The 19,349-nt window shown below is 72.3% G+C and carries 19 protein-coding genes; 8 read left to right on the top strand and 11 right to left on the bottom strand.

Features of this window, described 5'->3' with window-relative positions; translation table 11 throughout:
* The first annotated feature begins 1 nt into the window (after position 1).
* The 8 genes from ACFWCH_RS04760 (at position 2) to msrA (ending at position 7,491) form a co-directional block, all read left to right on the top strand.
* The gene (locus ACFWCH_RS04760; protein WP_378803015.1) at positions 2 to 2,053 is read left to right on the top strand and encodes a dipeptide/oligopeptide/nickel ABC transporter permease/ATP-binding protein; all 2,052 of its coding nucleotides are present in this window, start codon (positions 2 to 4) and stop codon (positions 2,051 to 2,053) included.
* Positions 2,050 to 2,850 carry an ABC transporter ATP-binding protein gene (locus tag ACFWCH_RS04755; RefSeq protein ID WP_136031953.1) on the top strand — a complete coding sequence of 267 codons (801 nt, stop codon included), beginning with the start codon at positions 2,050 to 2,052 and terminating at the stop codon, positions 2,848 to 2,850. Before ACFWCH_RS04760 ends, ACFWCH_RS04755 begins: the two co-directional genes overlap by 4 nt.
* 18 nt (positions 2,851 to 2,868) lie before the next feature.
* Positions 2,869 to 3,813, top strand: a complete 945-nt coding sequence (locus ACFWCH_RS04750) for a dihydrodipicolinate synthase family protein (RefSeq protein WP_136031955.1) — start codon at positions 2,869 to 2,871, stop codon at positions 3,811 to 3,813.
* On the top strand, positions 3,813 to 4,745 hold the full coding sequence (locus tag ACFWCH_RS04745; RefSeq protein ID WP_247637973.1) for an ROK family protein: 933 nt from the start codon (positions 3,813 to 3,815) through the stop codon (positions 4,743 to 4,745). Before ACFWCH_RS04750 ends, ACFWCH_RS04745 begins: the two co-directional genes overlap by 1 nt.
* Complete coding sequence (locus tag ACFWCH_RS04740) at positions 4,742 to 5,428, top strand: N-acetylmannosamine-6-phosphate 2-epimerase (RefSeq protein ID WP_378803014.1); 687 nt, start codon at positions 4,742 to 4,744, stop codon at positions 5,426 to 5,428. Before ACFWCH_RS04745 ends, ACFWCH_RS04740 begins: the two co-directional genes overlap by 4 nt.
* Positions 5,425 to 6,345 carry a DUF4862 family protein gene (locus ACFWCH_RS04735; protein WP_378803013.1) on the top strand — a complete coding sequence of 307 codons (921 nt, stop codon included), beginning with the start codon at positions 5,425 to 5,427 and terminating at the stop codon, positions 6,343 to 6,345. The genes ACFWCH_RS04740 and ACFWCH_RS04735 overlap by 4 nt, the downstream gene beginning before the upstream one ends.
* 109 nt (positions 6,346 to 6,454) lie before the next feature.
* Positions 6,455 to 6,949, top strand: a complete 495-nt coding sequence (gene msrB, locus ACFWCH_RS04730) for a peptide-methionine (R)-S-oxide reductase MsrB (RefSeq protein ID WP_136028559.1) — start codon at positions 6,455 to 6,457, stop codon at positions 6,947 to 6,949.
* Positions 6,946 to 7,491, top strand: a complete 546-nt coding sequence (msrA, locus tag ACFWCH_RS04725) for a peptide-methionine (S)-S-oxide reductase MsrA (protein ID WP_136028560.1) — start codon at positions 6,946 to 6,948, stop codon at positions 7,489 to 7,491. Before msrB ends, msrA begins: the two co-directional genes overlap by 4 nt.
* A gap of 6 nt (positions 7,492 to 7,497) precedes the next feature.
* On the opposite strand, the gene ACFWCH_RS04720 is transcribed toward msrA, so the two are convergent.
* From ACFWCH_RS04720 to ACFWCH_RS04670, 11 genes are all read right to left on the bottom strand, one after another.
* Complete coding sequence (locus ACFWCH_RS04720; protein WP_136028561.1) at positions 7,498 to 8,298, bottom strand: alpha/beta fold hydrolase; 801 nt, start codon at positions 8,296 to 8,298, stop codon at positions 7,498 to 7,500.
* Between the two features lie 146 nt (positions 8,299 to 8,444).
* The gene (locus tag ACFWCH_RS04715) at positions 8,445 to 9,914 is read right to left on the bottom strand and encodes a catalase (RefSeq protein ID WP_136035556.1); all 1,470 of its coding nucleotides are present in this window, start codon (positions 9,912 to 9,914) and stop codon (positions 8,445 to 8,447) included.
* A 67-nt stretch (positions 9,915 to 9,981) separates the two neighbouring features.
* Complete coding sequence (locus ACFWCH_RS04710) at positions 9,982 to 10,401, bottom strand: Fur family transcriptional regulator (protein WP_136028563.1); 420 nt, start codon at positions 10,399 to 10,401, stop codon at positions 9,982 to 9,984.
* A gap of 79 nt (positions 10,402 to 10,480) precedes the next feature.
* Entirely contained in the window at positions 10,481 to 12,511 is a 2,031-nt protein-coding gene (locus ACFWCH_RS04705) for a hypothetical protein (RefSeq protein WP_378803012.1), read from the bottom strand.
* 4 nt (positions 12,512 to 12,515) lie between these two features.
* Entirely contained in the window at positions 12,516 to 13,502 is a 987-nt protein-coding gene (locus ACFWCH_RS04700) for a glycoside hydrolase family 130 protein (protein WP_247637969.1), read from the bottom strand.
* A gap of 15 nt (positions 13,503 to 13,517) precedes the next feature.
* Complete coding sequence (locus ACFWCH_RS04695) at positions 13,518 to 14,360, bottom strand: carbohydrate ABC transporter permease (protein ID WP_136028565.1); 843 nt, start codon at positions 14,358 to 14,360, stop codon at positions 13,518 to 13,520.
* Positions 14,357 to 15,256 carry a carbohydrate ABC transporter permease gene (locus ACFWCH_RS04690; RefSeq protein WP_378803011.1) on the bottom strand — a complete coding sequence of 300 codons (900 nt, stop codon included), beginning with the start codon at positions 15,254 to 15,256 and terminating at the stop codon, positions 14,357 to 14,359. Before ACFWCH_RS04690 ends, ACFWCH_RS04695 begins: the two co-directional genes overlap by 4 nt.
* 1 nt (position 15,257) lies before the next feature.
* Complete coding sequence (locus ACFWCH_RS04685; protein ID WP_136035998.1) at positions 15,258 to 16,523, bottom strand: sugar ABC transporter substrate-binding protein; 1,266 nt, start codon at positions 16,521 to 16,523, stop codon at positions 15,258 to 15,260.
* A 36-nt stretch (positions 16,524 to 16,559) separates the two neighbouring features.
* Positions 16,560 to 17,552: a LacI family DNA-binding transcriptional regulator gene (locus tag ACFWCH_RS04680; RefSeq protein ID WP_247637968.1), complete on the bottom strand. Its 993-nt coding sequence runs from the start codon at positions 17,550 to 17,552 to the stop codon at positions 16,560 to 16,562.
* A 108-nt stretch (positions 17,553 to 17,660) separates the two neighbouring features.
* Positions 17,661 to 18,578, bottom strand: coding sequence for a DnaJ domain-containing protein (locus ACFWCH_RS04675; RefSeq protein WP_136028569.1), 918 nt, complete (start codon positions 18,576 to 18,578; stop codon positions 17,661 to 17,663).
* A 67-nt stretch (positions 18,579 to 18,645) separates the two neighbouring features.
* Complete coding sequence (locus tag ACFWCH_RS04670) at positions 18,646 to 19,299, bottom strand: IMPACT family protein (protein ID WP_378803010.1); 654 nt, start codon at positions 19,297 to 19,299, stop codon at positions 18,646 to 18,648.
* Between the last annotated feature and the right edge of the window lie 50 nt (positions 19,300 to 19,349).

Here is a 19,349-nt window from a genome sequence, read left to right as displayed (position 1 = left end):
CATGCGACGCAGACTCACGGAACGACTCTCCGTCCCCGGCCTCCGCTGGGGCCGCCTCTCCCTCGGCTCGATCATCTGCCTGACGGTGCTCGCGCTCATCGCGCTGGCCGCCGTCCTGGCGCCGCTGATCTCGCCCTACGACCCGCTGGCCTCGGGCACCCCCGTGCAGCCGCCGAGCCCCGAGCACTGGTTCGGCACCGACCGTCAGGGCCGCGACATCTTCTCGCGCCTGGTCTACGGCGCCCGCTACTCGCTCGTGATCGGCCTGGGCGCGACCCTCGTGGCCCTCGCCGTCGCCTGTGTGCTCGGCACGATCGCCGCGACCGCGCCCAAGTGGATCTCCGAGACGCTCATGCGCGTCATGGACGTCATCATGTCGTTCCCCGGCATCGCGCTCGCCGCCGTGTTCGTGGCCGTGTTCGGCAAGTCCCTCCCGGTGCTGGTCCTCACGATCGCGTTCCTCTACGTGCCCCAGCTGACCCGCATCGTGCGCGCCAACATCCTCGACCAGTACGGCGAGGACTACGTCTCCGCCGTGCGGGTGATGGGAGCGGGCACCCCGCGCATCATCGTGCGGCACGTCGCCCGCAACGCGATGGCCCCCGTGCTCGTGTTCGCCACGGTGCTCGTCGCCGACGCGATCGTGTTCGAGGCCTCGCTGTCGTTCCTCCAGGCCGGGGTGCCCGACCCCGAGCCGTCCTGGGGCAACGTGATCGCCGCCGGCCGCAACCTCCTCATGAGCGGTGCGTGGTGGGCGACCTTCTTCCCCGGCATCCTCATCATGATCACGGTCCTGTGCCTCAACATCCTGTCCGAGGGCATGACCGACGCGATGGTGTCGCCGCGCGCCCGAAAGGTCACCGCGGACGCCGCGAACACCGAGGAGTCGACGCACGAGCTGGAGGCCGCGGCCGCCCCCGACGACACGCACGTGATCCCCACCGTCGACACGTCCGTGAACCTGTCCGTGCCCAGCGGCGTGCCCGACGTGCTCGTACCCACCGCCGAGGCCGTGCCGCTCGCCGCGCGCCTGGCCGAGCTGCGCGCCCGCGAGCTGGACCGCACCGACCGCCTCGTCTACGCGGGCGACCAGGCCCCGCTGCTCGAGGTGCAGGACCTGTGCATCTCCTTCCCGCGCCACGGCGACGTGAACGTGGTCGACCACGTCAGCTTCACCGTGCGCCCCGGCGAGACCATGTCGCTCGTGGGCGAGTCGGGCTGCGGCAAGTCCATCACCTCGCTCGCGATCATGGGCCTGCTCGACCCGAAGGCCGACATCCGCGGACGCATCCTGTTCGACGGCAAGGACCTGCTGCAGATGTCCCCGAGGGAGCGCAACGGCCTCCGCGGACACGACATCGCGATGGTCTACCAGGACGCACTGAGCTCGCTGAACCCGGCGATGCTGATCCGCTCGCAGATGAAGCAGCTGACCTCGCGCGGCGGCACCCGCACCGCCGAGGAGCTGCTGGAGCTGGTCGGGCTCGACCCGCAGCGCACCCTCGCCTCGTACCCGCACGAGCTGTCGGGCGGTCAGCGGCAGCGCGTGCTGATCGCCATGGCCCTCACGCGCGACCCGCGCCTGGTGATCGCCGACGAGCCCACCACGGCCCTCGACGTGACCGTGCAGGCGCAGGTCGTGGAACTGCTGATGCGGCTGCAGCGCGAGCTCGGCTTCGCGCTCGTGTTCGTGTCGCACGACCTCGCCCTGGTCGCGGAGCTGTCGCACCGCATCACCGTCATGTACGCGGGGCAGGTGGTCGAGCAGGGCACCACGCGCGAGGTGCTCACGCAGCCGGTGCACGAGTACACGCAGGGCCTCCTGGGGGCCGTGCTGTCGATCGAGGCCGGATCCGACCGGCTGCACCAGGTGTCGGGCGTCGTGCCGTCGCCGCGCGACTTCCCCGCGGGCGACCGCTTCGCGCCGCGCTCGTCCGACCCCGCCCGGTACGCGGGTGTGGAGCCCGTGCGGCGGCACATCGAGGGCACAGAGCACTACTACTCCGCGCATCCCGACGATGCGCCCGTCGAGGCGATCGGAGCAGGACGATGAGCGACCCCGTCATCCAGCTGCAGGACGTGCACGTCCGCTACAAGACCCGGGCGTCGTCGCTGTTCCGGCCCCGCTACGTCGACGCGCTCGACGGCGTCTCCCTCACGGTGCGCCGCGGCCAGACCCTCGGCATCGTGGGCGAGTCCGGATCGGGCAAGTCGACCTCGGCGAAGGTGCTGATCGGACTCGAGAAGCCCACCAGCGGGCAGGTCGTGTTCGACGGCGAGCCCGTGCGCTCGTTCACCCCCGCCGTGCGCAAGCGCCTCGGACGCATCCTCTCGGTGGTGTTCCAAGACCCCGCGACCGCGCTGAACGCCCGCATGACGGTGCGCGACGCGCTGCTCGACCCGCTGCAGGTCCACCGCCTCGGCACCGCCGCGACCCGGTCGCGGAAGGTGCGCGACCTGGTCGGGCTCGTCGGGCTCCCCGCCTCCGCGCTCGACGCCCTGCCCAGTCAGCTCTCGGGCGGGCAGCGGCAGCGCGTCGCGATCGCCCGCGCGCTGGTGCTCGACCCGCAGGTGATCGTCGCGGACGAGCCCACCTCCGCGCTCGACGTGTCGGTGCGCGCGCAGATCCTGAACCTGCTCACCGACCTGAAGGAGCAGCTCGGCCTCGGCATGGTCTTCATCTCCCACGACATCCAGACCGTGCGCTACCTCTCCGACGAGATCGCCGTGATGAACAAGGGGAAGGTCGTCGAGTTCGGCGACGCGGCCCGCGTGTTCGACGATCCCGCCGATCCCTACACCAGAACGCTGCTGGGCGCCGCGCCCTCGCTGCTCGAACCCCACCACTGAAACGACCGGAACACACACATGTCCTCTGCTTCCCCCGCCCCTTCGTTCTCCGGCGTCGTCCCTCCCGTCGCCACCCCGCTCCTGCCGGACGGCACGATCGACCACGCCTCCCTCACCCGGCTCGTCGAACGGCTGATCGACGAGGGCGTCTCCGGCCTCTTCGCGCTCGGCTCGACCGGGGAGACCGCGTACTTCACCGACGACCAGCGCGTCGAGCTGCTGCGCACGATCGTCACCGCGAACGCCGGCCGGGTGCCGGTGATCGCGGGCGCCATCGAGCTGACCGCCCCGCGCATCATCGAGACCGCCCGCCGCCTGGTCGAGGCGGGTGCGCAGGCCATCGTCACCACCGCCCCGCTGTACACGCTCAACTCGGCCGCCGAGGTCGCCGACCACTTCCGCACCATCGCCGCGGCGATCGACGCCCCGCTGTGGGCCTATGACGTGCCCGTCCGGGTGCACACGAAGCTCGGGGTCGACCTGCTCGTGCAGCTGGGCACCGAGGGCGTGATCCAGGGCGTGAAGGACTCCTCGGGTGACGACGTGTCGTTCCGCCGCCTGGTCGCCGCGAACGAGGCGGCCGGCCGCCCGCTGCAGCTGCTCACCGGGCACGAGGTCGTGGTCGACGCGATGGCCCTGGTCGGCGCGGCCGGCGTGGTCCCGGGCCTCGCGAACGTCGAGGCTGCGGGCTACGTGCGCCTGTGGAACGCCGCGCAGCAGGGCGACTGGACGGCCGCCCGCGCCGAGCAGGAGCGCATCAACCGCCTGTTCGACATCGTGTTCCAGCCGCGGGGCCTCTCCGGCGACGCGACCGGGGTCGGCGCGTTCAAGGCGGCCATGCACGCCCGCGGCATCATCGACCACGCGACCATGGCCGACACGGTGCAGGCGCTCGACGCCGACGCGGTCGCCGGCATCCGCGCCATCCTCGACGAGCTCGGGCTGCTCCCGGTCGCGGTGTGATGGGCGAGGTCGTCCTCGCCGTCGACATCGGCGGCACCAAGACGGCCGCGGCGGTCGCCGACCGTTCGGACGTGCTGCTGCGCACCGAGGTGGCCCCCACGCCCGCCGCCGAGGGGCCGGCCGCGGTCGTCGCGACCGTGGCCGCGCTGGCCGAGCGGCTGCTCCCCGATGGCACGACGCTCGCGGGTGTCGGCATCGGCACGGCCGGGGTCGTCGACGCGTCGACGGGCACCATCGTGTCGGCCACCGACACGTTCGCCGACTGGCCGGGCACCCCGCTCGCCGCCCTCGTGCGCGCGGCCCTCGGTCCGCGGCTGCAGCCCGACGCCGTGGTCGCCGTGCAGAACGACGTCGACGCCCATGCCGCCGGGGAGCACCGCCACGGCGCGGCGTCCGGGGCCGCGAGCGCCCTGATCGTCGCGGTCGGCACGGGCGTCGGCGCCGGGCTGATCCTCGACGGCCGCGCGGCGCGCGGCGCCCATCACGTGGCGGGCGAGATCGCGCACCTCCCGACACCCGGGGCCGAGCATCTGCGCTGCCCCTGCGGTCGCCGCGGTCACCTGGAGGCGATCGGCTCCGGCATCGGCATGCACCGGCACTTCCTGTCGCTCGGTGGCGACCCCACGATCCGCGACGCCCGCGGTGTCGCGACCGCGGCCGCCGCCGGAGACCCCGTGGCCCGGCGCGCGCTCGAGGAGTCCGCGGCCGCCGTGGGCCGTGCGCTCGCGGGTGCCGCCACGATCCTCGACCCGGAGCGCTTCGTCGTCACCGGGGGCGTGCCGAACATCGGCGAGGCGTGGTGGGGTCCGATGCGCGCCGCGTACCGCGCCGAGGCCATCGACGCGCTGCAGTCCACCCCGATCCTGCCGGGTGCGCTCGGCGATGACGCACCGCTGCGGGGAGCCGCCGCATCGGCCTGGAGGAACTCATGAGATTCACCGACACCATCGACCGGCTGCGCGGCGGCCTGATCGTCTCGTGCCAGGCCTACCCCGGCGAGGCCATGCGCGACCCGCGCACCATGGCGCAGGTCGCCGCGGCCGCCCTCGCCGGCGGTGCTGCGGGCATCCGGGTGCAGGGCATCGACGACATCCGCGCGGTCGCCGACCTCCCGGTGCCGGTCGTCGGCCTGTGGAAGGACGGCGAGTCCGACGTCTTCATCACCCCGACCCTGGCACACGCGCGGGCCGTGGCGGATGCCGGGGCCGACATCGTCGCGATCGACGGCACCCGTCGCCCGCGGCCGGACGGCCTCACGCTCGCGCAGACGATCGCCGGGCTCCGCGCCCACACCGACGCGCTGATCATGGCCGACTGCGGCTCGCTCGACGACGCGGTCGCCGCGGAGGAGGCGGGGGCGGACATGCTCGGCACCACGCTCTCCGGGTACACGGGCGAGCGGCCGAAGACCGACGGGCCCGACCTGGAGCTGATCGAGCTGATCGCCGGGCGCTGCACCCGTCCGATCGTGGCGGAGGGCCGCGTGCACCGCCCGGAGCACGCCGCCGCGGCCCTCCGCGCCGGTGCCGCCTCCGTGTGCGTGGGCACCGCGATCACGCACCCGTCCACCCTCACGTCGTGGTTCGTCGACGGCATCGCGGAGGCCCGGGCGTGACCGCACCGCTGCTCGTCAGCGCCTACCCGCTCTCGCCCGCCCACGCCCAGTGGGATCCGGCGCTGGAGGCCGAGCTGCTGCCGGCGCTCTGCGCCCTCCCCGGGGTCGCGGGGCTCGAGGTGCCGTGGATGGGCGGCCTCCACCCGCACGACGACGACTGGTTCCTCGCGCACGTGCCCGGGGTGCCGCTCGCGGTCACGCCCGTGCCGTTCGTGATGCGCCGCGTGGGGGAGGACCCCCGCTACGGTCTCGCGTCGCCCGACGCCGAGGGCCGTGCGGCCGCGGTCGCCGATCTGCGCCGGGTGGCCGCCGACATCGTCCGGCTCCGCGACGAGAGCGCCGCCCACGTGGCCGTGGTCACGCTGCACACCGCGCCGCGCGCGACCGGAGACGCCGCCGCCCTCGCCCGGTCGCTCGACGAGGTGACCGCGCTCGACTGGTCCGGCGCCGTCCTGGCGATCGAGCACTGCGACGCGCACGTGCCGGACCGGACGCCCGAGAAGGGGTTCCTGCCCCTCGCGGACGAGATCGCCGCGATCCGCCTGGCCGACGTCCCGGTGGGGCTGTGGCTGAACTGGGGGCGCTCCGCGATCGAGCTCCGCGATGCCGACGCGGTCACCGCGCAGATCGCCGACGCCGCGGCGTCCGGCCTGCTGACCGGGCTCGCCCTCTCCGGTGCCGCCGCCGTGGAGAGCCCCTACGGGTACCCGTGGATCGACGCGCACCTCCCGATCGCGGAGACCCACCCCGCGTCGCGCTCTCTGCTCGACCGCGCCCACGTCGCGGCGGCCCTCACCGCCGCCGGCGACGTCGCGTGGCTCGGCCTGAAGGTCGCGCGCCGCCCCGACGACCGCACGGTCGCCGACATCCTCCGCACCGCCACCGCGAACCTGGACCTCGTGCGCGCCTCCGCCTGAGCCGTCGCGAAACTCACAGCCCGCTCCCAGTCCCGCGGGACCAAAACGGGGACGGTACGGGTTCTCCTCTATGACGCCGCAGCCAGCGGCGCCGGACAAGGAGCCACTCATGTCGAACGACTACGGCAAGACCCCCGAGGCGGTCAGCGCCCTGACGAACCTGCAGTACGAGGTGACGCAGCAGGACGCCACCGAGCCGCCCTTCCGCAACGCCTACTGGAACACCCACGACGACGGCATCTACGTCGACGTGGTCTCCGGGCAGCCGCTGTTCTCGTCCCGCGACAAGTACGACAGCGGCACCGGCTGGCCGAGCTTCACGCGCCCGATCGACGCCGAGGCCGTGACCACCAAGACCGACCGCACGCTGTGGATGACCCGCACCGAGGCCCGCTCGACCGGAGCCGACAGCCACCTGGGTCACGTGTTCGACGACGGACCGGCGGCCGAGGGCGGCCTGCGCTACTGCATGAACTCCGCGGCCCTGCGCTTCATCCCGGCTGACAGGCTGGAGGAGGAGGGGTACGGTCGCTACAGCCGCCTCTTCGCCGCGGACCCCACCACGACACCCGACACCCCCGACACCGCTGAGGAGCAGTCATGACCGACACCGGAACCATCACCCGCACCCCCGGGACCGAGACCGCCGTGCTGGCGGGCGGCTGCTTCTGGGGCATGGAAGACCTGATCCGCCGCCAGCCCGGGGTGCTCGACACCCGCGTGGGCTACACCGGTGGCGAGAACGACCACGCCACCTACCGCAACCACCCCGGTCACGCGGAGGCGGTCGAGATCGTGTTCGACCCGACCCAGACGACCTACCGCGACATCCTCGCGTTCTTCTTCCAGATCCACGACCCGTCGACGCTGAACCGTCAGGGCAACGACATCGGGTCGAGCTACCGCTCCGCGATCTTCCCGCTCACCCCCGAGCAGGAGCAGGTCGCGCGCGACACGATCGCCGACGTCGACGCCTCCGGGCTGTGGCCGGCGAAGGCCGTCACCACCATCGAGCCCGCCGGGCCGTTCTGGCAGGCCGAGGAAGAGCACCAGGACTACCTGATCAAGTACCCGAACGGCTACACGTGCCATTTCCCGCGCGCGGGCTGGGTGCTGCCGAAGCGTGAGGACGCCACCGCGAGCTGACCGCGGTCAGCCTTCGGCGAAGAAGGCGAGCGCGGCTTCCTTGAAGTCGCGCGAGCCCGGCGCGTTGAAGTGATGCCGGTTCGGGATCTCCACGAACCGGCCGTCGGGGGCCGCGGCCGCCAGTGCCCGCGAGCCCTCGATGATCGCGTCTTTCGACCCGGTCGCGAACAGGATCGGCCGGGTCGGGGCGTCGGCCGGGTCGGGGTCGATCGTGCCGGAGCCGCGCAGCCCCTCGGCCAGCGCGACCAGGGCCCGCAGGTCGTTGCCGGGCACGCGCTCGGTCAGGGCGATGTAGTTCTGGGTGGTGCGGTCGGTCACCGGCGTGCCGTCGGCGAGATACGCCCGCACCTCGTCCAGGTCGAGCCGGGCCAGGGGGATGCCGTCGGGAACCCCTCCGAGCACCGCCCGGCCGATCCGGTGCGGGAGCTCCCGCACGACCTCCCAGCCGACGCGCGCACCCAGCGAGTAGCCCAGGTAGAAGGCGTCGTCGACGAGGTAGGTGTCCATCACCGTCTCCACGTCGGTCGCCAGGGCGCGGATGGCGTAGGCGTCGGCCTCGTGCGGCTTGTCGCTCTGGCCGTGCCCCCGCTGGTCCAGAGCCAGCACGCGGTAGCCGGCCGCGGTGAGCTCGCGCACCCAGCCCGTGAGCACCCAGTTGTCGCGCGCGCTCGACGCGAAGCCGTGCACCGCCACCACGACCGGGGCATCGAGCTCACCCCACGTGTAGGTCGCCAGCCGGGTGCCGTCGGGGGCGTATACGTGCTGGGGAGCGGGCATCGCGGTCAGGTCGGAGAGGGGAACGGCCACCCCTCCATCCTGCTCCCTCTCGCGCGGCAACGGCCGCACCGACGACGAACCCCCTCCTGCGGGCACGGTGCAGAAGGGGGCGTTCGTCGGGGTCCCCGCCGGCGGCGCCCCTCCCCGGATGACGGAGGGAGGGGCGCCGACCCGGGTCAGACCCGGTCGCGGAGCGCGGCGCCGAGCTCGGCGTCCACGTTCGTCCAGTACTGGAAGAAGCGCTCGCGGATCGCGTCGATCGTGATCGAGCGGCCCTGGCCGGTCAGCGTCTCCAGGAAGCGGGCGCGCTGCTCCCCGTCGAACACCTCGCGGTAGAGCGTGCCGGCCTGGCCGAAGTCGTCGTCCTCGGCGTGCAGGGTCGCCGCGGAGCGCGTCAGCTCGCCGTCGGCCGCCCAGTTCGCCTCGACACCCTTCGCCGGGTCGGCCTCGGGGCCGCCGGCGGGGCCGAACGAGTTCGGCTGGTAGGTGCGGTGCGCGGCGTCGTTGTACTGGTAGCGCATCGAGCCCTCGTGCTGGTAGTTGCGCACCTCGGCCGCGTGCGGCTGGTTGACCGGCAGCTGGTTGTAGTTCGCGCCGATGCGGTGACGCTGCGCGTCGGGGTACGCGAAGATGCGGCCCATCAGCATCTTGTCCGGCGAGATGCCCGTGCCGGGCACCTGGTTGCCGGGCGCGAAGCCCGCCTGCTCGATCTGCGCGAAGAAGTTCTCCGGGTTGCGGTTCAGGGTCAGCGTGCCGACCTTGATGCGCGGGTAGTCCTTCTTCGAGATCGTCTTGGTCAGGTCGAACGGGTTGAAGCGGTAGTCCTTCGCCTCGTCGTACGGCATGATCTGCACGTACAGGTCCCACTTCGGGAAGTCGCCCTGGGCGATCGACTGGAACAGGTCGCGGCGGTAGTGGTCGGCGTCGGTGCCGGCGAGCTTCTCGGCCTCCTCCGGGCTCATCGCCTCGACACCCTGGTGTGCCAGGAAGTGGTACTTCACCCAGAACAGCTCGCCCGCGGCGTTCACCCACGAGTAGGTGTGCGAGCCGTAGCCGTTCATGTGGCGCCAGCTGCGGGGGAGCCCGCGGTCGCCCATGAGGTACGTGACCTGGTGGGCGGACTCGGGCGAGAGCGTCCAGAAGTCCCACTGCATGTCGGCGTCGCGCAGACCGGAGTCGCCCAGGCGCTTCTGCGAGTGGATGAAGTCGGGGAACTTGATGGCGTCGCGCAGGAAGAACGTGGGGGTGTTGTTGCCCACGATGTCGAGGTTGCCCTCGGTCGTGTAGAACCGCAGCGAGAAGCCGCGCACGTCGCGCCAGGTGTCGGGGGAGCCCTGCTCGCCCGCGACGGAGGAGAAGCGGATCAGCGTCTCGGACGTGGCACCGGGCTGGAACACCGCGGCCCTGGTGTACTGCGACACGTCCTCCGTGACGACGAACTCGCCGAACGCGCCACCGCCCTTGGCGTGCGGGTTGCGCTCCGGCACCCGCTCGCGGTTGAACGAGGCGATCTTCTCGACCAGGTGCTGGTCGTGCAGCACGGTGGGGCCGTCGGCACCGACCGTGAGGGAGTGGGTGTCGCTCGCGATGGGCGTACCCGTCTGCGTCGTGGTGGCCGGACGGTTCGACCCGATGGGGTTCGACATGGTGTTCTCCTTCTGCGCGCGGGCACGCCGAACAGCGCCGTCGGGGGACGGGCGGTCGGAGGCGGGCCTACGCGGCGTTCTGGCAGCTGGGGCACAGGCCCCAGAAGGTGACTTCGGCTGTCTGGACGGTGAATCCCCCCGTGGAGGAGGGGGTGAGGCACGGCGCCTCGCCGACGACGCAGTCCACGTCGCCGATCGCACCGCAGGAGGTGCACACGACGTGGTGGTGGTTGTCGCCGATGCGCCGTTCGTAGAGCGCCGCGGATCCTGCCGGTTCGATCCGGCGGATGAGCCCCGCCGTCGTCAGGTCCGCGAGGATGTTGTGCACCGACTGGATCGACGTGGTCGGCAGCGACTCGGAGACCGCGCGGTAGACGCGCTCCGCATCCGTGTGGGCCATGGAGCCGAGAGCCTCGAGAACGGCGACGCGGCCCGCGGTCGCACGCAGCCCGGCGCCTCGCAGCGCCGAGTCGAGGTCTGTCTCCATGTCCTCGACTCTACACGTTCTTTTGAGTGACTCAAAAAGAGCATGCCGGCATGGCGAGTCGCCCCGGCGGCCGCGGGCCTCAGCGCCGCGTCACCGTGAAGCCCCGCCCCCGCACGCGCACGCGGCCGCCCGGGGTGCCGTTCCCGCGCGGTGCTCCGCTCTCGTCGTAGGCCGTGCCCGCTCCGGGTGCCAGGGGTGCCACGCGCTGCTGCTCCGCGGTCGCGTTGGCGTACAGCACCGCCGCGCCGCCCGTGGTCGCGTACACCGCCGTGGTCACGCGGGGTTGCACCACCAGCGCGTCCAGGCGCAGGTCGCCGCGGCTGGTGCAGCGCACGGTCACGGGGCCGTCCGGGAGTCCGCCGCCGAGAAGCTGCGGCACGAGCATGCCGTCCGCCTCCGTGAGTCCGCGGTCGCCCGTGCCCCCGGCCGCTGTCTCGGAGCTCCACAGCCGCCGTCCGCCGCGCCGCGCCTCCCACACCGCGGTCCCGGCGTCCGCGGCCTGCCGCCACACGAGCCCGTGCAGCACCCCGCCGGGCTCGGTGAGGTCGAACTCGACCCACTCGCCCTCGGGCACCCGCACGAACGCGCCGCCCGCGAGGTTGCCCTCGCCGGTCCACGCGCCGTCCGCGGGACGCTCGACCGTGCACCCGGGCGAGAGCCGTGCGGCCTCGGCGTCGAGCGCCCGCAGTCCCGCGAACGACGACAGCCCCGTGATCGAGGTCGCCAGCCGTACCACGTCGGGGTTCGCGTCGAGCAGCTGCATCGTGAGCAGGCCGTGGATCGTCGACTCCGCGCCCGAGTTGCGGTTCACGCGGCCGTCGGTCTCGACGCCGTCGAAGGTCACGCCGGTCGCGGGGTCGTACACCGGCACGCCCGCGGTGTTGGCACCGAAGAACCATCCCGCCGCGAGCCCCGCGATCACCCGCAGTCCCTCGCCGCCCGCGCTCGCCGCCTGCAGCGCCCCGGCCACGCGGCCGTGTGCGCCGTAGGCGATCTGCGCCTCGGCGGGCAGCGGCGCCCACGCGTTGTGCGGTCCGCCCGAGGTCAGCACCTGCGGCGTGAAGCGGGCCGCGTCCGCCACGGCCGCGGCGGAGAGGTCGGGGCGTCGCAGCACGCCGCCCGCCCTGGCCAGCGCCTCGGGAGCCGCCGCGCCCCACGCGTGCCAGAACCCCAGCGAGCCCGTCCACGGCAGCACGGCCCCGAACGGCCAGCCCTGATCGGGGTCGGTCGCCATGGCCGCCACGCCCTCGGCGTACGTCTGCAGGGCCGTGCGGCTGCGGTCGTCTCCGGCCTCCGCGGCGGCGGCGAGCCCGAGCATCGCCTCCGCGGTGGCGTCGGCGCCGCCCGCGATGAGCCACGCCGGCAGGTCGCGTCCGTCGCTGCGGACCCACTGCCCTGCACGGCCGAGCGACTCGCGCGCCAGCGCGTCCAGGCACAGGTGCAGCCGCGCTCGCAGGAACTCCGCGAAGGCGGGATCCTCCGTGCGGTACGCGGCGTATCCCTCTCCGAAGGCCCACACGGTGCGGGCCAGCCAGTACGACTCCGCCGAGTCCGAGGGGTCGGGCAGCTCCACCGGGATCGCGCTCGGCGTGAGTGTGCCGTCCTCCTGCTGCCACAGCACCACGCGTCCGGCGTTCGGCCCCGACACGGTCTGGAGGAACGCGAGGGAGCGGAGCACGTCGCGGGCGTCGTCGCGGCTCTGCGGGTCGCCCGTGGCGCGCCAGTCCCGCAGGAACACCACCGCGGCGCGGGCGATGTCGTCGGCGTTGTACGCGCCCTGCGACCAGTAGCCGGTGGCGGCGTCGCGCGTGCCGCCGCCGACGGGACGGTAGCCGCCCGCGCCGTCGGTGTCGGCGTAGGTCCACGGCGCCCGCACGACGGGGCGCTCCGCGATGCCCTCGGTGGTGTGCGTGTCGCTCGCGACCACTGGCACGTCGGCCAGCAGGAACCGCAGGTGCGCGAGGTTCGTGAGGCGGCGACCGCGGGCGCTGGCCGGGCGGAGGGCCGATCCGGCCGCGGTGCCCTGGGCCACCGCGGCGTCGACGGGCAGCAGCGCCAGGGCGGACGTGGTCGCGGCGAGCGTCAGGAAGGTGCGGCGCGTGGTCTCCATGGCCTCACTCCTCGCCCTCGGCCTCGCGCAGCGCGCGGCCCCACGGCTCCGCGGGGTCGTGGATCGCGACGGCCAGGGTCGTGTCGGACTGGCCGTAGTACGCGAACCACTTCCCGTGGAACTTCACCAGTCCCTCCACGAAGGTCACGTTCGACACCAGGCCGTGCAGATCCTCGAAGCTCTGCGGGCGCAGCCACGGCTCCTGCATCCGGGCGATGACCTTCGTCGGCTCGTCCGGGTCGATGGCGATCTGCCCGCAGCGGTAGTCGACGTCGACCGTGCCGTCGTCGTGCACCGTGCGTGTGGCGCCGTTGGTGAGCATCACCAGCAGCCCGTTGTCGGTGACCACCGGCGAGGTGCCGATCTCCACCAGCGCCTCGTCCCAGGTGCCGGGCGTGGGCGTGTACATCGGCTCGGTGTCGGGGGTGCCGGGTGTCCAGTGGATGAGGTCGTCGCTGGTCGCCCAGTAGATGCCGCCCTCGCCGAAGTACATCCACCACTTGCCGTGCATCTTCTGCGGGACGATCACTCCGGCCTTCGACCAGTTGAACCCGCGCGGGTCCATGGTCTTGAAGGTGTCGAAGTCGTCGAACAGCGGGCCGTGCCTGGTCCAGGTGCGCAGGTCGGTCGAGGTCGCCAGGCACAGCTGCGCGCTGTGACGGTCCCAGCCGGTGTAGGTGAGGTAGTAGGTGCCGTCGATCAGCGCGATGCGCGGATCCTCGCAGCCGTAGCGCTCGTAGTCCTCGGCGGGGGAGAGGATCGGCGCGTCCTCGCGCGTGAACGTGACCCCGTCGCGGGAGCGGGCGAGCCCGATGTGCGACACGATGTCGTCGGCGTGCGCGCGGTACAGCAGCAGCACCTCGTCGCCGTCGACCAGGGCCGCCGGGTTGTAGAGGTTCGCCGACTCCCAGCTGTCGCCGCGCGGACGCAGGATCGGGTTCCCCTCGTAGGGGGTGAACGGACCGAGGGGGAAGGATGCTCCGGTGAACATGGATGCCCTTTCTGGCTAGCCCTTGACGGCCGCGCCGAGGTCGGTGGCCTTGAAGAAGCGCTGGAAGACGATGAACAGGATGACGACGGGGAATGCGAGTGCCGTGGCGCCCGCGAGGATCGCCCCGTTCGGGTTGGCGGTGGACTGCGCGACGTTGGAGATGTAGTTCGCGAGCGACACGGCGAGCGGCTGCAGCGACGCGTCCTTCGTGATGAGGAACGGCCACAGGAACTCGTTCCACGGGCCGATGAAGGTGACCAGCACCACGGTCACCAGCACGGGGCGGATGAGCGGGATCGCGACCGAGGTGAGCAGGCGGATCTCGCCCGCGCCGTCGATGCGCGCGGCTTCGAAGATCTCCGTGGGCAGCGCCCGGAAGAACTGCACGAAGATGAACACCGCGGTCGTGTTGATGAGGAACGGCAGGATCATGCCCAGGTACGAGTCGCCCAGACCGTAGTTGCGCGTGATCTGCACGTACAGCGGGATCATCAGCAGCTGGAACGGCACCATCTGCACGAGCAGCATCAGCACCCAGATCACGCCGCGGCCGCGGAAGTCGAGCCGGGCGATCGCATAGCCGGCGAGCAGCCCGAACACGACGGTGCCCAGCAGCACGCCGAGCGTGAAGATCATCGAGTTGACGAGCGAGCCGACCAGGTCGATGCGCGAGTCGATCGCGACGAAGTTGTCGACCGTCCACCCGCCCGTGGGGATGAGCTGGCTGGGCGAGTTCGTCGGGTTCTCCTGGAACGCGCCGACCAGCATGAAGTAGAACGGGAAGGCGAAGCCGATCGCCGCGATCGTGAGCGCGATCACGCTCAGCACGCGGGGCAGGGTGTTCTTCCGGCGCATCATCGCTCCCTCGTCGCGCGGTTGGCGGCCAGCGACAGCATCCCCACGAGCACCACCAGGATCATGCCGATCGCGGCCGCGGTGTCGGGGTTCTGCTGCTGGATGCCCAGCTGGTAGATGAGCAGCACCGGCGTGGTGGACGCGCCGTCCGGCCCGCCGCCGTTGGTGAGCAGGTACGGCTCGGTGAAGAGGTTCGCCCCGGTGATGATCGAGAGGATCAGCACGAGCGTGGTCGCACTGCGCACGCCGGGGACAGTCACGTTCCAGAACCGCGCGAGGGCGCCGGCGCCGTCGGTCTCCGCCGACTCGTACAGCTCCTTCGGCACGTTCTGCAGCGCCGCCAGGTACAGCAGGATGTAGAAGCCGAGCTGCTTCCAGGTGACGTAGAGCGCGATCATCGGCATGGCCAGCGCGCTGTTCACGAGCCACGACGGGTCGGGCGCGAGCGGCCCCAGGATCGTGTTGACGAGCCCGTTGCCCGAGAACAGCAGCATCCACACGCCCACCAGCGAGACGCTCGCGGTGAGGTACGGCACGTAGAAGGCCACGCGGTACGCGGCCACCCAGCGGATGCCGGTGTTCAGGGCGGCTGCGAGCACGAGCGCCAGCACCGCCGTGAGCGGCACGTTGATCACCAGGAACACGAGGGTGTTGCGGAACGCTCCGAGCACGCGCGGGTCGGTGAGCACCGTGACGAAGTTGTCGAAGCCGACGAAGGGCCGGTCGACCTCGGCGCCCGGCGCGGTGAAGAAGTAGTCGTGGAAGGCGATGTAGATGGCGAAACCGAGCGGATACGCGAAGATCGCGATCACGAACACGAGGTACGGCAGCGCGAAGAGGCCGCCGATCGGCTGCGCACCCAGCCACCGGGTGCGCAGCCGTCGGTTGTCGGTGGTCATGTCACTCGGCGACGAGCTCGTCGACCTTCGCGGCGGCGTTCTTCAGGAAGTCGGAGGTCGACTCCTTCGCGAAGATCACCGCGGACGAGTACTCGTCGCGGAACGCCTGCCAGGCCTCCACCGAGTTCGGGATGCTGGGCACGTCGGCCGTGTTCTCCGCCTGCTCCGCGAACGCCACATAGTCCGGGTTGGCGGAGAAGTAGTCGGCGTACGTGTCGGTGAGGTCCGTGCGCATCGGCATCTGGCCGGTCGCCTCGAGCAGCTGGCCGTCGGCCTCCTCGCTCGTGGAGAACTTCAGGAACTCCCACGCGGTCGCCTGGTTCTCGCAGGCGGTGAACATCGACACGCTCTTGGAGTCGGCGAACGTGGTGGGGTTCTCCCGGCCGTCGCTGGTCGGCACGGGCATGAAGCCCACGTCGACCGTCTCGGCGTACGACGGGATGGCCCAGGGGCCGGCGAGCTGCATGGCCGTGGTGCCGGCGGACATCGCGTCGTCGGTCGCCGCCTCGTTCGGCGCGAGCTTCTCCTCGTACACGGTGGCCCAGAAGTCGGCCACGGTCTTGCCGTCGTCCGAATCGAACGTGGCCTTGCCGTCCTCCACGAGCATGGTGCCGTCGGTCTCGGCGAGGTACAGCGGATAGAAGTCGAACCACGGCTGGTAGAACTCGCTCGTCGGCGCGGGCCAGATGGCGCTCTGCACGCCCGAGTCGACGATGGCGCGCGCCCCCTCCAGGAACGCGTCGTACGTGTTCATCTGCGGGTCCTCGGGGTCGAGCCCGGCGGCCTGGAACAGGGTCTTGTTGTACATGACCATGACCGGGTTCGACTTCCACGGCAGCTGGTAGTACTTGCCGTCCGTGGCGTAGGGCTCGACGTCGCCGCTGCGCTCGGTGATGTAGTCGCTGCCGCCGTCCATCGAGCTGAGGTCGACCAGGCCGCCCTGCTTGACCCAGCCCGACACGGCCGCCGGCGCGACGTTGTAGACCAGGCACGGCGCGGTCCCGGCGGTGATCGCCGCGGTGATGGCCTCCTCCGAGGACGAGCCTGCCGGGATCTCCTGCGCGGTGACCTTCTCGTCGGGGTGCTCCTCGTTCCAGGCGTCGACGACCGCCTGACCCCAGGCGACCTCCTGCTCGTTGTTCGACAGCCAGATGTCGATGGGGCCGGTGCCCTCGGCGGAGCCTTCGCCGCCTCCGCCGCCGGACGAGCATCCGGTGACGACGAGCGCGACGGCGCCCACGAGTGCTGCTGCGCGGATCTTCTTCATGGTGTCCTCCTTGACGCGATGGGTGGTGCGGGGGGCTCAGGAGCCGGTGCTCTCCCGGAAGTGCACGACGTTGCAGTCCACGACCTCGGTGCGCGGTTCGGCGCCGAGGATGCTCTCCTGCAGCAGCCGGGCGGCCGCGCGGCCCCGGGCGGCCGGGTCGGACGACACGCTCGTGAGCGCGGGGGAGAGGTGGGCGGAGAGGTGGTCGTCGTCGAAGCCGGAGATGGCCAGGTCGCGGGGGATGGCGAGACCCTGCGAGCGGGCGAGGGAGAGCCCGGCGATGGCCATGGTGTCGTTCGAGTAGAGGATCGCCGTGGGGCGGTCGGGCAGCGCGAGTAGTTCCTCGGTCACGTCGCGCCCGCTCGCGGCGGTGAAGTCGCCCTCGCGCAGCAGCTCGTCGGAGCCCGCGGCCTCGGTGTAGGCGGCGGCACGGGCGGCCGAGTGCACGTAGTCGAGCGGGCCGGACACATGGGCGATGCGCGTGTGCCCTGCGGCGCGGAGCCGGTCGAGGATCTCGCGCATCGGCGCGGCGTCGTCGGTGCGCACGCACGAGAACGGGCTGGGCTGGTCGTACGCGCCGACCAGCACGGTGGGCAGCCCGAGCTCGTCGAGGAAGGGCACGCGCCAGTCGTCGGTGCGCAGGTCGAGCAGCAGCGCGCCGTCGGCCCGGCCGCGGGCGAGCGTGCGGTATGCGCGCTCCTCGGCCTCGCGACCCTGCACCACCTGGAGCACGAGCGCGGTCTCGGTCTCGGCGAGCACCGACTCGACCCCGGCGATGAACGCGGGGAAGAACGAGTCGTTCGCGATGACCTCGGGGTCGCGCGCGAGGACGACGGCGATCGCGTTGGCGCGGCGCGTGGCGAGGGCTCTGGCGCTCTGGCTCGGAGCCCAGTCGAGCTTGCGGGCCGCGGCGAGCACCTTCGCCCTGGTCTCCTCGGAGATGGGGCGGTTGCCGCTGAGCGCGTGCGACACGGTGGCCTTGGTGACGCCGGCCTCGCGGGCGACGTCGGCGATCGTGGTGCGGCCCATGCCGCCTCCTCGCGGGTGTCGGGCTCACTCGGGTGCGTGAACCGGTTTGACGAGTGTAAACCGGTTTGACGAAAGGCGTCAAGAGCGGGATCGCGGACGAGCGGAGGGTCAGACGAACCGGACGGTCTGCTGCAGGCGCGTGCGCACGTCGAACAGCTCGTTGCCGCCGATCGCCCTGGCCCCCGGCACCCCCTGGCGCAGCACCATCGCCAGCGCACTGCGCCGCACCACCACGACCGGAACCCCGCGGCTGCTGCCGAGCGGGGTCACCGCCTGCGCCAGATCGTCGTCCGGCAGCACCACGATCGCGCCGCCGAACCTGACCTTCGCGGCCTTCGCCACCTGACGCATCCGGCCGAGCGCCGCCGTCACCGGAGCCCTGGTGCCCAGGCTCGGGCCGGTGATCTCGCCGCGGCGGAAGCCCACCACCCCGCCGAAGTCCTCCGACATGATGCCGTACAGGCCCGAGGGACTGAGCACCACGTGGTCGAGCTTGTCGTCGGGCGTCTGCCCGGCCGCGACGTCGTGCCACACGGTGAAGCCCATCCCGAGGTCGGACACCGTGCGCGCGGTCGCCTCCTCCGCGAGGGCGTCGGCCAGCATGCGCCGCAGCTCCCGCGGCGCGGCCCGCACGAGAGCCGGCGCGTACGGGTCGGGCACCTCCACCCCGTGGCCCGCCCACTCCCGGATGAGCGTGAGGTAGCGCTCGCGGCGCCAGCCGCCGGGCTGTCCGTACGACCGCGCCCGCGGACGGGTGTCGGTGCGCGCGGTCTGCGGTCGCCAGCCGCTCCACTCGGCGCCGTCGTCGGTCACGCCCGTGCGGCGGTCGTAGGCCGCGCGACCCTCCGCCGTGCCGATCAGCTCCCACGCCCGCTGCACCTGGATGAACACCGCGGCGTCGCCGCCCGTGTCGGGGTGCGTCTGGCGGAGGCGGAGGCGGTAGGCCCGGCGCAGCTCCGCGTCGTCGACGGACGGGTCGACCTCGAGGATCTCGTACGGCGAGGCCGAGAGCGGACTGTCGAACATCGCTCTCCTTCCGCGACCGCGGCGTCCAGGATAGCCGCCGCGCGTATGCGCCCGCCGGGAGTGCCGGTCAGGCGGGCACGTCGACCACGCGCTCGACGCCGGTCTCGAGGCGCACGGCTCCGGCCGACGCGGCGGCGAGGTCGTCGGACAGTCGCGGCAGCTCCTCCGCAGGAACCCACAGCTCCAGGCGCGCGGCCTCTCCGTAGTGCGGCGTGCCGAGGGTCGCGCCGTGCTGCAGCGCCCACTCCCGCAGCAGGTTGTCGTAGCGCCCGGCGTCGGCGTGGGGCACCTCGACCGTGGTCTGGGTCAACGCCCGTCGGTGCACGAGCGCCGCGCGGTCGAGGGTCTCCGACACCGCGGAGCCGTACGCGCGCACGAGCCCGCCCGCCCCGAGCTTCACCCCGCCGAAGTAGCGCGTCACGACCGCGACCACGTCGGTCAGTTCCCGCCGGCGCAGCACCTCCAGCATCGGCACTCCCGCGGTGCCCGACGGCTCGCCGTCGTCGGAGGAGCGGGCCTGATCGCCGCGCAGCCCCGTGACCATGGCCGTGCAGTTGTGGTTCGCGTCCCACGCGCGCTTGCGCACGGCCGCGATCACGGTCTCCGCCTCGGCCACCGACGCCACGGGCGCGACCAGCGTCAGGAAGCGCGACTTGCGGATCACGAGCTCGTGCTCCACCGGGGCCGCGATCGTCGCGGGGTAGGGGTGGGCGGCGGTCACGGCCTCACGATACCGAGGTCGTCCGCCGCCTCCGTCGAACGATGGACGCA

The sequence above is a fragment of the Microbacterium sp. NPDC060132 genome (assembly GCF_042729675.1).
In the GTDB taxonomy this organism is placed as follows: Bacteria; Actinomycetota; Actinomycetes; order Actinomycetales; family Microbacteriaceae; genus Microbacterium; species Microbacterium sufflavum.
The sequence above is the reverse complement of the archived record's forward strand: the minus strand, read 5'-3'. Positions and strand labels throughout refer to the sequence as shown.